A 12,826-nucleotide genomic window follows, 5' to 3' on the forward strand; every position below is an offset into this window, starting at 1 on the left:
TTTAGGCCAACCTTTTTTTCAAATTTATCCGTCTATAATATTACAAAACTATAATTGTCTAGTGATAAGAGTTCCTTTATTTCTTCAATGTGTTCTTCGCTCGTGGTTTCTAATTCCAGCTCAACTTTAGCATATCCTATTGGTATATCCCTACTTGAACGGTTGTGGGTAACTGATAGTACATTTGCTCCCGTATCCGCTAAGCGATTAAGCAATATGCCAAGTGTGCCGGGTCTGTCCGGTATAAGTGTATTAATAAAGACTTTTCTACCGCTTTTTACAAGGCCGCTGTCTATTATCCTTGACAACATATTAACATCTATATTTCCGCCGCTTAGCAATGCGACTATTTTTTTATCTTTTAACTGCCCCATCCTATTTAAAAGTGCTGCAACAGACGCAGCTCCAGCTCCTTCGGCAATTACTTTTGCACGTTCCATTAACAGCAAAATTGCATTTGCTATTTCGTCTTCATCAACTGTAACAATATTGTCTACATACCGCTTAACAATTTCAAAAGTAATTTTGCCCGGAGTCTTTACTGCAATTCCGTCTGCTATGGTAGGCATGCCATCTACCGTTGTTATACGATCTTTAAAAATCGACTCAGCCATTGATGGCATATTTTTACTCTGCACCCCTATTATTTTAATATCTGGTTTTATGCTTTTTGTTGCAACAGCTATACCGGATATAAGGCCGCCTCCTCCTACGGGAACAATAATAATATCCGTATCAGGCAAGTCTTCGAGAATTTCAATACCTATAGTCCCTTGTCCTGCTATCACTTCCGGATCGTCAAAGGGATGAATAAAAACGGCTCCTGTTTCTTCTTGGATTTCCCTTGCTTTTTCATAGGCTTCATCATATAAATGTCCGTGGAGTATAACTTCAGCTCCATAACCGCGGGTTGCCGCAATTTTTGACAAAGGCGCATGTTTAGGCATTACGATCGTTGCTTTTATTCCATAAGCTTTAGCAGCCATCGCAACTCCTTGAGCATGGTTTCCGGCGGAGGCAGCTATTACTCCCTTTTTCTTATACTTTTTAGGTAAATGAGCTATTTTATTAAATGCCCCTCTGATTTTAAATGAACCTGTTTTCTGCAGATTTTCCATTTTTAAATAAATAGAGTTTCCTGTCATCTCGCTAAAAGTGGTGTTATGTACCAATCCTGTATTGTACGCCACATTATTTAGAGTTTTTCTAGCCTCTTCAATATCATCTAAACCTATTATATTCTCCATGGCTACCACCTTTTTAAGTATCTACATGTTATATAAATATTTTAACTCATAACAGCAATTTATTCCAGAGTCTCATTGCTAATGTGTAAATCAAGACTTTTAAGTATTCTTTATATAGAAGCTTTTTAAAAATATAGCTGTGCATACAAAAACCGGCTGCAAATAGTCTACAATTATTGCAGCCGGTAAAAATAAAATCTTATTCGCTTTTTATAACTTGCCTTTTTAAGCTTTCAATTGTATTTCTTATTTGAGGAATCATTGCAACTAAAACACATATTAGAATGTTGGTCCCCAGCACTGTTCCATTTACAGCTATAGAATATAAAATAGGGCTCATACCTTCAGGTGCAAAAGATGCAAAGAATATAACGCCTGAAAGGAAGCTGGAAAATATCTGCCCTAAACCTCCTGCAATTATACCGAGAATCAAATTCTTACGGAAAAATCCGGCAATCCCCCAAGCTGCAAAAGCCAATATATAATCCAAAAATACTTGAAAAGGATGTAGGATGTAGGGGTCTTGAACAAGTTGTAAAAGACCATAAGTTGTTCCGGCTATAAATCCTGCAGCAGGTCCAAAAATATAAGCATAAATGAAAATAGGCAGCGGGCTCGCCAGCGTTATCGAACCTCCTTGAGGCCAACGATACAGCCGGATATAGGAAAGTATGAAGGCAACCGCAACGCAAAGACCTCCATATACCATAGCTCTCGTATCAAACTTCGCGTGTTTTCCTATCATTGAAATTATGATAACAAAAGCAACTATAGCCAGTAAAACAACCCATGTAAGCGGAGTTATTTCAGCAAAATCCTCAAACAAACCGGCAGCAAAATTCAAATAAACTCACCTCCTCCCCAAACAAAACTTTATGTCCGGAGAGTAGATGGCAAAAAGCCGCTACACAAGGTCAGCGGCTTACTATATTCAAATCCTAAAACCACTTTCCTACGCTAGTATTACCTAGAACAGGTTCAAGGGTCAGTGAATCACTCACTATCTCAGCTATCTTGCTCCCCTAGTGGACATAAACATATTTAATTTAATTAAACTATAACACAAAGCTAAGGAGATATCAAGTAAAACCGAAAAACTATATACAGAAATTTTCGTTAATACTTAAGTCCTTTTTAAGCAATATTATGCCTTCTGAAGAATAGCGAGAGCAGAGAACCCCTAATGAAGCCATTATATAATTGGAATCTATCAAAACCCTAGCGTTTTGAGTTGGAAGTAATTTTTCACTTTTTTCCGGGCAACGTAAACTTTCCAATATTTTCTTGCCTCTTGGTAATTTTGTAAGTGCGCCACCAGTCCCAATTATCCATTTTACTTTTGTAAGATCTTTGCCTGTTGCTATGGCATATTTGCCAGCAGGTCCAAAAAGATACTTTATTTTACCTGCATGACGTTCAAGTCCAGTTTTGCAAGCTATTTGTGTCAAATACTCTGCAAGTTTTATTTCTTGAGGAGTTGAGGGTATGGGCGGCAGTTTTTCTAGAGCCTCCTTAACATCAAATCCTAAAATTTTCGTAGATTTTTCATAGCCTACAATTTCTATTACATGATAACGGTTTATAAATATTCCTAAATCTCCTTCTACTGTTCTTTTTGCTTCCGGTTCAGGTGCTATTAATATTTTCGCTATTTCTTCTGAGTTTTCAGCTACAGAATGGACATCGGTAGTAGCTCCGCCTACATCGACAACCAATAAATCGCCTATTTCTTCTTTTAGAGCTTTAGCAGCGTTCATAACCGCTCCAGGCGTCGGCATAATAGGCCCATCTACAAAAGTACGAATTTTTTCCATGCCTGGCGCCTTAATGATATGTTCTTCAAATACTTGCTGTATAACCTTTCGAGCAGGTTCCACCACCAATTCATCAATACGAGGATAGACATTGTCAACAAAAAATATCTGATTTTTGTCTTTAAAAATTTCTCCTATCTCATCTCTGGCAGCTATATTCCCTGCATAAATTACAGGAATATCCATTTTAAGTTCTGTAATTTTTTTCGCATTATATATAACTGTATCTTTTTCTCCATAATCTACCCCGCCTGCAATCAATATTATGTTAGGTTTTATCTCTGATATTTTTTTAAGATCGGCCAGTGTTAGCATTCCGGCAGTAACCATCCGAATAATGGCGCCTGCTCCAAGCGCTGCCTCTTTAGCTGCCTTAACTGTCATATCATATACAAGACCGTGCACCGTCATCTTTAAACCACCGGCTGCACTGCTAGAAGCCATTATTTTCCCCCATTGAATCTTATCTTCCACTTGCTGCTCTAAATCTTTTATTGCATTCTTAAGACCAACCGTTACATCTCCATCTTCTACAGTCGTCGGAGCAATTCCCTGTCCTAGAAATTCTGGACAGGAGGTGCGAATACCATTAAAGGCATTAACTATTGTAGTAGTGCTTCCAATCTCCGCTACTAAAACATCTATATTCAGCATACAAAAATCTCCTTAAAACTGAATAGAAAACTTTTTAACAACCAGATTCGACCAAAATCATTCAAGGCTTCTATTTCTTAGTGATTCAACTATAAAACTTGCTACATCGATTCCTTTTGTGCCTCTGCCAAAGCCGGCATCAAGTCCTGCATCTTTTGCAGTTTCATTTGTAATCTGAGTTCCGCCTCCAACAAGAATAATGTTGTTGCGTATACCTTTTTCGATGCAAATATCATTTAGCTTTTTCATATTAATTTTGTGAATATCCGCATGAGTAATTATAGTGCTTATTAAAATTGCATCTGCATCAATTTCTATAGCTGCATCAACTACTTTTTCTATGGGGACAGAAGTGCCTAAATAATGGCACTGAAATCCAAAGCTCTCAAGGCCACCATGTTTTATATCAATAATTTCTCTCATGCCAACAGAGTGCTCATCTTCTCCGACTGTTGCTGCAACAACTTTAATAGGGTGATTGTTCACATAATTTCTAATTTCATCAGCTGAAAGAAGTTTATGTTTTTCAGGTATTTTTAAATCATTGGGATCTATCTCGAAATCTACTTTTCCTTTTATTTCCAAATATGTGCCTTCAGCAGGCTGCATAATTTCTTTGTGAATAACCTCTATTTCAGTAAGGCCAAGTCTTTTTCCTATTTCAAGACCTGCAGCTTCCGCTATCCTTTCTTCTGCCGGCAAAAATACATTAAGGCAAATACACCCATCTCCAAACCATTCCACTTCTGGTTTTAAAAGGTTATTCTCTCGGAGATGCTCTGTTTGTTTAAGTCTTGCTTCTACATTATCATTTTCGTCTAATTCATCTATATAAGCAATCTTATTAGGGTTGCAAAAGGTACAGCCTCCTATAAGGTCGCATGGTTTTTTTGCCCAACTCGGAATATGATTATCTCCAAAGTGTTCACAGACCGGCGCTATATAATCTTCATCACGTTTTACAATTGTACCTGCGCCAACGCCTCCATCTATTTTTCTTGCAATTCCGTCTCCGTTTCTTTCTGGGTACATCCCTGAATCAACAAAAAAGCCCTGTTCCACTGCGCTAAAATAGCCACCAACTTTTATAATTTCTTCAAGGAACAAAACAGCCCTTTCTTTAAGTTCACGTACTTTCGCTCCGAGGGGACCGTCTCTTTTTATTTGAACCATTTCTGTTAGGCTATCCATGCCAACTAAAGCTTGTTTTGCTGTATCAACTGCTTGAACATTATAATAATGCCATGGAACGTTTCTGCCTTCATCTGGAGTTATAGTACTTTGAATGTCTGCACTTGTTAGCCTAGATATGAGTAAGTTTAATACATGAGTGACTGTTGCTTCCCGAGTACTAGATTCAATGTATTTTGTATTCATTTGAGCCCGCATTCTGTAACCGTCGAAAAGTTCTCTTAATGTAACAGCATATGGAAGATCTATTCTGAGATTAGGTGCCGGTGGAGCAGTAGGAGGTACCGTTGAAAGACAAATATTCTCTCGTTTCATACCAATATTTAAAGAATACATGCAATTTATAGCATGTTGAACTATAAGCTCCGGCATAACTTTCCAAGCTTCTCGCGCAGTGGCATTGGCATTGTGTGCACCATCTATTTGAACTATATCCCCCCATGCCATAATCTTTTTAGCTACAGCAGCATCAACGAAAGATCTAACCATATTAATATTTCTATATAATACATTATACTGGGGATCCTGATGTGCCCCATTTACCCCTTCTTCTGCGAAAAGTACAGCCATTTCCGGTCCTGCTACGCCACTGATATAAGAATGGAAATTAATTGGCCTTCCAACTTCATCTTCGATTAAATCAAGAGCCTTTCGAGTAGCTCTTAGTTGTTTACGTGTAATAGGAACTCCTCCAACGCCTTCAGGCGTCCCCTCGATCAATCCATCAAAATGGCTTTGCCCAGCAGTTCTGATTACCATAATATGATCCGCCCCATGCCAAGCGGCCATTCGCATACGTCTAATGTCATCCTCAAAACGTCCGGAAGCAATTTCAGTTGTAATTATGCAATCCGGCTGAGGATCAATATTCCCAAAATATTTTGCGGCCGGCAGAGGAATACTATTCTTTAATCCTGATGATGTTTGATGGTATTCAAAAGGGCCTAATTTTTGATTTTTTACTTTCTCCCGCCAGTGCCATCCTCTGCGCCGAGGTCTATAGTTTTTAAGATCATTCAATATCTCATCTATATCAATTTTCTTATCTTTCTCTAAGCTCATTTTTATATCTCCTCTGATAAAATATTACTAAAAATCCCGGGATTCGAAATATCAATCATAAGCGCTTCTTTTATCCCTTCCCAGCCGCGTCCACTTGCAAGCTCATTTCCAGCTTGTTCCAGAGGAATATTCTTAAAGAGAGAATACTTTAGCACTACGTTGCCTGCTCCTTTTCCTAAAAGGTTTATTTCGACACACTTATCTACTATTGCTTTTGCTGTTAAACTATTAAATCCCATTCGCAATAACACTGAGCGTTCAATAGAAGGAGAAGTATGAGTTTTTGCAAGCTCAATCAAGGGTTTTACAACCTGCTCAGTAAGCTCCCAGAATTTATCTTTTAGTTCTTCCTCTGTAAGGTTGGCTAAGTGCTTTCTGCGTTCTTCAAAATCATCTTTTCGCTGCATATTTTCACCCCTTAAACCTTTTTTATGGTGCTAGCTCATCAAGAGTATTTTTTATATAATTTACATCGCTTTTTGTATCTTCAGCCAAAAATGTAATATCTTCAGGACGAATTTTGCTTTTGCTGTAGGCTGTAACACAATTTTTTACATATGATCTCTTCATTTTATCTAAATCCATATCTTTTACTCTTATCTGTGAAGGATGCTCAGGAATAACTATTCGTTCTCCGGGTTTATCATCAGCAGGATCGCCTCTTCTTACTTCAATCCCCATTAATTTTGCAAAAGTCAACTGCGCGCTTGGCAGTTTTCCCGCTCCTGTATATTCAGTTTCCTGTACCACTATAATTTCGTCTTCATTCATTTCCTGAGCTATTGCAAAAGCCGCTGCCAGGGATGTATTTCCTGCAGGTCCTCTCTCCATTCCTTCTAACTGTGCAAGGGCTTCAGTTATATAAAATACCTCGCCTTGGCTTACCGTAACATATCGGTCCAGGTATCTTAAAGGTCTTGCAGCATTTCTCGGGACATCTGTTCTATCGGGCCAAGTAGCAAAAGGAACACCAAAACCTGTATGTCCAGTTGTAAACGATTTTCTATTGAAATCCCTGTCACTTGCCATATGGAGGCCTTCAAGATTTACGCTCGCTCCAATAACTTTTGTGTTTTTGCACCCTGCTTTTAAAAGGCCGCGAGCAGTACCTGTTACATTGCCTCCACCAGCATGAGTTATTATAACTGCAGTCGGCTCTTTGCCTGTTCTAGTCTTTACTTGCTCGGCAAGCTCATATCCAAGTGTTTCGATACCCGAAATTGCAAAAGGTGTATAAAGGGATGCATTAAAATATCCTGTTTTTTCTAATAAGCATAAAGATGTATAAAAAAGTTCTGGTCCAACTGTAAGTTGTACTACTTCAGCCCCTAATGCCTCACACTTTCGACCTTTTTCCAATATTTCAGGTTGGCCTTTACCTTTACTATCGAACACTTCTTGGACAACTATGCACTTTAAACCGTTTATAGCCGCTTGAGAAGCTACAGCCGCTCCATAGTTGCCACTGGTAGCTGCGATTATACCCTCATAACCCAATGCCTTAGCTCTGTATGCTGACACAGAAGCCCGTCGGTCTTTAAAGCTTCCCGAAGGATTGGCAGCTTCATCTTTTATAAAAATTCTTGCACCCTTGCCGGGAGCCGATATCATGCGTGCGATTTTAGTTAAATTTCGAAGTTCAATCAAGGGGGTGTTCCCTACGCTTGTATAAGATTGAATTTCCCTAATTTCATTTAATGTATATCCTACCTCTTTCATCATTTTTTCATATTCGAATGCAATACTGCCTGATTCAAAATCATTGTAATCTATGCCGACTGCGTTCTTCATTATCTCGTTTTTTCTATTCATAACGGCATCATAGCTCATATCACTATTCATTTTCTTCACCTCCCAAAATCTTCCTAAGCTCAGCACCGATTGTCAATAGTTCAGCTACCGGTTTTCCAAAATTGTGTTCATATTCAGGATTAACTTTAACCAATTCTCCTTTTGCCTTTCTTCCTATAACCGTTTCAATCTCAATTTCATCGCCCATTATGGCATCATGTGTGGCAAATCCCTTTTGCCACACTTCCAAGGGTACGCTTTGCGTATCTTGAGGTAAATTAGAACTTCTTTCTGATGGTTTTAATTCTATGCGATGTATTTGGACCCAATCTCCCTTTTTAGCGCTTATCAATTAAAAACACCCCCAGTGAGCAAGTTTCCTTATGTCTGACATTAACGCAGCAGGCACTGGCAGATCCTTCATTGTGGTAAGCCCTGGTTTTGCAGCAATAACTTGCGGTATCATATTTACTGCTAAAGCAATCGTGCCCACCCCGCCAGGAATTTCCGGTTTTATGGCAAGGTTTATGTTCGGCATTCCTTCAATGATTATGTAATCGCCGGTTTCGACATTTTCTAATCCAGGATGTATTTGTTGAGGATGTTCTAAGACAATAATCGGCTCACCCTTTAACTTTCCTATTGCGGTGTGATAGCATCCCGCAACCATCCCCGGCTCAACTTTAACATAAGGAGTCTCTCTGAAAACTTTAGATATTATTGGTTTTCTCGTCTGTTCTATCTCATCAATCTCAAAACCTAAAGCTGAAGAAATCATCGCAATAGACTCATTAAATCCAATGTGACCAACGATATTACCGTTTTTTAATCCGTTTTCAAATTCTTCTACTGTAGTCCCCACTCCCTGAGTCTTCATCACGGTTGTGCCAAATGGTGAAAGATCATTTACACGACGACCTGTGATTTTTTTTACGTCCATGCATGCTCCGGTTAATGCAATTATTAAGGTATCTAAAACAAAACCTGGATTTATACCGGTTCCAAGTATTGTTACATTATGTTCTTTCGCCAACATATCAAGTTTTTTAGATAATGTTGGCTCACTATAAAAAGGATATGCCATTTCCTCCGCAATTGTTATAACATTTTTACCACTTCCAATTATCTTCTCTATTTGAGGAAATACATCCTTTGTAAAAGATGATGTAGCAAGGAGGACAATGTCTGCTTTAGCGTTTAACACTTTGTCTTCATCGCATGATATCAAAACTCCGCATTTTTGACCTAAATCAATGACTTCGCCTAAATCCTTGCCATTTTTCTCAGGTCTTGAAGCTATCGCTCCAACAATATCCATGCCTTCTTTTTGCAAAATCATTTTTGCCATACCACTTCCCATTGCACCTAAACCCCATATAATAACTTTTACGTTGTCCATATTTTAATCTCCTCGTATAATAAAGTAATTAAAATTTATTGTTTACTTAAATATTAACTACAATCCTTGGTTACATACTTTGAATTCATTAAAGTTATGAGTGCGCTATAATTTAATCTAAACCGGACTTTAGAACCTACGTTTATATTTCTGGATTTTGTAACATCAAGGATAAGATGGTCACTGCTTGATCCAATTATTTCTATTGGATCATTTAATGGAGACAATCCTTCGATAATGCAATCTTGTCTGCCAATTGCTGCTATAGCGCGTCTCATAAGTCCCTTATCTTCAAAAACCGGAACTTTTCCAAAAGCATCAAAAGCTATCTCTCCTATGGGACACGAGGGTTTTATCTTAACTTCTATTATTTCTGCTTCCAATACAAAAGAATCTCTATAAAGCTGCAACTCTGAAAATTTATCCACACGCGTGCCCAGAAGTATTGCCTCGCCTATTCGCAATTGATTGACTTGTGGTGGAAGTTCTGATTCCTTAAGAAGATTTAAAGTATCAGAATTGCCTCCTGATATAGTTTTTAACTTAATGGAATATTTCTTTTCAATGTCATTGGCAAGGTCTGTTAAAATTTTTGTATTCCTATATGTCGGTTTTACTCCCCCAAAGCATCCTGTATTAGTTCCAATTCCCTCGAATTCTATTGCCGGCATTTTAAGTATTTCTTCTGTAATATCTATTACATCTTCAGGCACAACTCCTTCTCTTAAATCTCCCACATCAACCATCAATATAACTTTATGTTTTTTACCTTCTGCACGAGCTTCATGTGACAAAGCTTTAATTACTTCCAGTTCTGAATTTAAACTTCCGTCAGCCAGATCTACTACTTCTTTTATTTCTGAAAGCATTGGGCCCCGTATCAAGTAAATAGGCAAACCAATACCTTCTTTTCTCATCATTTTGATATTTTTAATTCGAGAATCTCCAAGTTTCTTTGCGCCTCCGTCAATCATTGCTCTAACAGCCGGCAAAAAGGCGCAAATACCTTTTGTTATTCCCATGACCTCTATATCTTTTTCTTTGCAAAGACTTACTATGCGATTTGTATTGCTTCTTAGTTTTTCCAAATCAATTTTTACGCTGGGGTATATCATGAAAGCCTCCATCTTTAAGCTAAAAAGTAATAGTTTGCAAATAAGAACTTTATCTATTTACTGTCTATAGTAGATAATAGGGAATATATAGGAAATATTATGATCGCTTTCAACTGCTTCACAAATACTATTATTTATAATTTAAGCAATTTTTATGCCAATCAAGTTTTTAGCTCCAACTTTATTAAATTACATACACAAAAATTGATAAATTTACAATTGATTCCAGTATAGAAAGTCACATTCTATCACCAAAAAATCCATAAAGTACACAAAACCTTACAAACACCCCATAAAAAGCCTATAAACCTAGCAAATCATCATGAATTATGCTATAATATAAAGGGATGTTGAGATAAACGTATCTAAATTAAAATAAACACGATAAATGAAATACAGTAATGTTTAGAGAAAATAATGACCATCTTCAAGGCTCTTTATTCGAAAGTCCCAACTGGATGAACTCAGAAATAAAAGCTAAACTTAACAAGTTTTAGGCTCCTATATTCTATGAATAATATATTATGCAATATTGATGAAACATCATTTTCAGTATTATATAGCAATATAGGAAGACCAACTTTCCAGTAAACACCCTGCTTTTCTTGGAATTTATAAAACACATGAAAAACTACTCTGATGACGAACTCATTGATAACTTCAACTGCCTTGTAAACTATGCAGTAGGAATAAGAGCACGGATATGTGTTAAACATTGCTGAAACCTCTTAGAGGATAACCCCTTTCAAGTAATAACCGATTACCAATTAGATCAAAACATAAAAAGCGATGTAGAATTTTTAAATGACAGACTACCTGAACTAAAAGAAAACACTAATGTAGAAGATCTTTACCTAGACGGTGGATATTATTTTGATAAAATAGCCGAATTTGAAAAAGAAAATGAGGTTGAATTACACTTTACCAACTTAAGTGGAAGAAACCCTTCTAAAAAAACAATCAGTTGCCTACTACCAAATTGATGAAACCACCAACATAATAATTAAATGCCCCAAAGGATACACCCCCATCCATACCGGTATAACCAAAAGTCAAACCGTTGCTCATTTTCCACTTACGGCTTGCAGCACTTGTGAGCTTAGAGGGAAATGCCATTGCAAGAAACAGAAAAGGAGTTACACGGTCCACATAAATCTAAAATCCGTGAAAACTGTTAAAGAAAGGGGAAAGATATTAATCAACCGTAAAGAAAATACTAGTATGAGAGCAGCAATAGAAGGCACCAAGTCTGCTTTAAAACGAGGGCATAATCTTTCAAAACTTCAACTAAGAGGTCAGGTAAAATCCACTACCCATGTAGGCCATAAAGTAATTGCTCAGAACTTCAAGAGATTTTGTAATTATATGCTGGAGCAATCTAAAAAAGTTAAGCCAAAAACCAAGGGATGAGTGTGCCCGTTTTTACTTAGATATTGTACAGAAATAGGGACCCATGGCGGTTTCACATTACGCTTCAAAAATATAATGCTGCTAATCTCTGTAGATCAATTATAAATATAATTATAAATATTCATTGATTACTATTATTTTCACTTTTGCAAGGCCAATTTTTAGAAATAATAGCGTTCCTTCTGCGATACTTTTACGATTTTAATTTTTTGTCATTGCGAGAACGCATTACTTACTCTAAGGTTATCCAAATTAACATATCTTCAATTAAAAAATGTATCAAATTGGTGTCCGCCTGCCACCGTTAGGAGCTAAAACTTGGCCTGTTACATACTCAGATGCATCTGATGACAAATACAAAACCATATTTGCAACATCTTGAGGTGTGCCTATGCGACCCCATGGTATTTCTTTCAGTTCATCTTCTACAAACACGTCAAAATTCGTTTCGGCTAACATTGGGGTTTCGGTTGTTGGAACGGCAATTACATTTGCATTTATTTTAAAAGGTCCTAATTCTTTGGCGATTGATTGAGTAAATCCTATAAGACCTGCTTTCGATGCTGCATAATGGGCGCAAAATTCAGCTCCTATAATTCCTGAACCAGAACTAATATTTACAATCTTGCCATGCTTTTGGGTTTTCATATACGGAATTGTTTCTTTGCAAACATAAAATGGACCTGTCAAATTAACTCGTAACATTTTATCCCATTCTTCATCGCTTATCTGCTCAAACGGAATAGAAACAGAACCTATGCCTGCATTATTAACAACGATATCAATACCTCCAAAGGTTTCAGCAGTAAATTTGGAAAGCTGTCTCACTTGCAATGGATTAGACACATCACACTGAAAGTATGTTCCCTTATCTCCATGCGATGTTATTTCATTTAGTGTAGAATTTCCATTTTTATCATTTATGTCACACACGACTACTTTCACTCCATATCTTGCAAGAGAAATAGATATTGCACGTCCTATGCCTCTTCCGCCCCCTGTAACTATTGCCGTCTTTTCGCCTATTCCTAAGTAATCCAAAGTATCTTTTTTCATTTGCTTTAATTTCCTTCCTTTTTGAGATATGACATTTAGATAAATTATTATATTGATGCTAATGTTAATTGGAAACATCGAAGGCTT

Annotated in this window: 11 protein-coding genes and 1 riboswitch; of the genes, 1 reads left to right on the forward strand and 10 read right to left on the reverse strand. The window is 37.2% G+C overall.

Annotated features, from left to right (window positions below):
- Positions 1 to 32: 32 nt before the first annotated feature.
- The 9 genes from ilvA to TSYNT_RS06400 all read right to left on the reverse strand — a co-directional run bounded on the left by ilvA (position 33) and on the right by TSYNT_RS06400 (position 10,273).
- Positions 33 to 1,247: a threonine ammonia-lyase gene (gene ilvA, locus TSYNT_RS06360; protein ID WP_083497677.1), complete on the reverse strand. Its 1,215-nt coding sequence runs from the start codon at positions 1,245 to 1,247 to the stop codon at positions 33 to 35.
- Positions 1,248 to 1,446: 199 nt separating this feature from the next.
- Positions 1,447 to 2,091: an energy-coupled thiamine transporter ThiT gene (gene thiT, locus TSYNT_RS06365; protein WP_059032658.1), complete on the reverse strand. Its 645-nt coding sequence runs from the start codon at positions 2,089 to 2,091 to the stop codon at positions 1,447 to 1,449.
- A gap of 88 nt (positions 2,092 to 2,179) precedes the next feature.
- Positions 2,180 to 2,281: riboswitch (TPP riboswitch) on the reverse strand.
- A 63-nt stretch (positions 2,282 to 2,344) separates the two neighbouring features.
- Positions 2,345 to 3,715 (reverse strand): GlmL-related ornithine degradation protein, encoded by a 1,371-nt coding sequence (locus TSYNT_RS06370; protein WP_114272606.1) that lies wholly within the window; start codon positions 3,713 to 3,715, stop codon positions 2,345 to 2,347.
- A 57-nt stretch (positions 3,716 to 3,772) separates the two neighbouring features.
- A complete protein-coding gene (gene oraE / locus TSYNT_RS06375; RefSeq protein WP_059032659.1) occupies positions 3,773 to 5,968 on the reverse strand; it encodes a D-ornithine 4,5-aminomutase subunit OraE in 2,196 nt (731 codons plus the stop codon).
- 2 nt (positions 5,969 to 5,970) lie between these two features.
- Complete coding sequence (locus tag TSYNT_RS06380) at positions 5,971 to 6,375, reverse strand: ornithine aminomutase subunit alpha (protein WP_059032660.1); 405 nt, start codon at positions 6,373 to 6,375, stop codon at positions 5,971 to 5,973.
- 22 nt (positions 6,376 to 6,397) lie between these two features.
- Complete coding sequence (ortB, locus tag TSYNT_RS06385; protein WP_202859734.1) at positions 6,398 to 7,810, reverse strand: 2-amino-4-oxopentanoate thiolase subunit OrtB; 1,413 nt, start codon at positions 7,808 to 7,810, stop codon at positions 6,398 to 6,400.
- Positions 7,803 to 8,108 carry a 2-amino-4-oxopentanoate thiolase subunit OrtA gene (gene ortA / locus TSYNT_RS06390; RefSeq protein ID WP_059032886.1) on the reverse strand — a complete coding sequence of 102 codons (306 nt, stop codon included), beginning with the start codon at positions 8,106 to 8,108 and terminating at the stop codon, positions 7,803 to 7,805. Before ortA ends, ortB begins: the two co-directional genes overlap by 8 nt.
- A gap of 3 nt (positions 8,109 to 8,111) precedes the next feature.
- Positions 8,112 to 9,158 (reverse strand): 2,4-diaminopentanoate dehydrogenase, encoded by a 1,047-nt coding sequence (ord, locus tag TSYNT_RS06395; protein WP_059032661.1) that lies wholly within the window; start codon positions 9,156 to 9,158, stop codon positions 8,112 to 8,114.
- A 53-nt stretch (positions 9,159 to 9,211) separates the two neighbouring features.
- Positions 9,212 to 10,273 (reverse strand): alanine/ornithine racemase family PLP-dependent enzyme, encoded by a 1,062-nt coding sequence (locus tag TSYNT_RS06400; RefSeq protein ID WP_059032662.1) that lies wholly within the window; start codon positions 10,271 to 10,273, stop codon positions 9,212 to 9,214.
- 933 nt (positions 10,274 to 11,206) lie between these two features.
- Between TSYNT_RS06400 and TSYNT_RS11910 the strand changes: the two genes are divergently transcribed.
- Entirely contained in the window at positions 11,207 to 11,683 is a 477-nt protein-coding gene (locus tag TSYNT_RS11910) for a transposase (protein WP_059032664.1), read from the forward strand.
- Between the two features lie 279 nt (positions 11,684 to 11,962).
- On the opposite strand, the gene TSYNT_RS06410 is transcribed toward TSYNT_RS11910, so the two are convergent.
- The gene (locus TSYNT_RS06410) at positions 11,963 to 12,739 is read right to left on the reverse strand and encodes an SDR family NAD(P)-dependent oxidoreductase (protein ID WP_059032665.1); all 777 of its coding nucleotides are present in this window, start codon (positions 12,737 to 12,739) and stop codon (positions 11,963 to 11,965) included.
- Positions 12,740 to 12,826 lie beyond the last annotated feature (87 nt).

Origin of the sequence: Tepidanaerobacter syntrophicus (assembly GCF_001485475.2) — a bacterium.
GTDB lineage: Bacteria > Bacillota > Thermosediminibacteria > Thermosediminibacterales > Tepidanaerobacteraceae > Tepidanaerobacter > Tepidanaerobacter syntrophicus.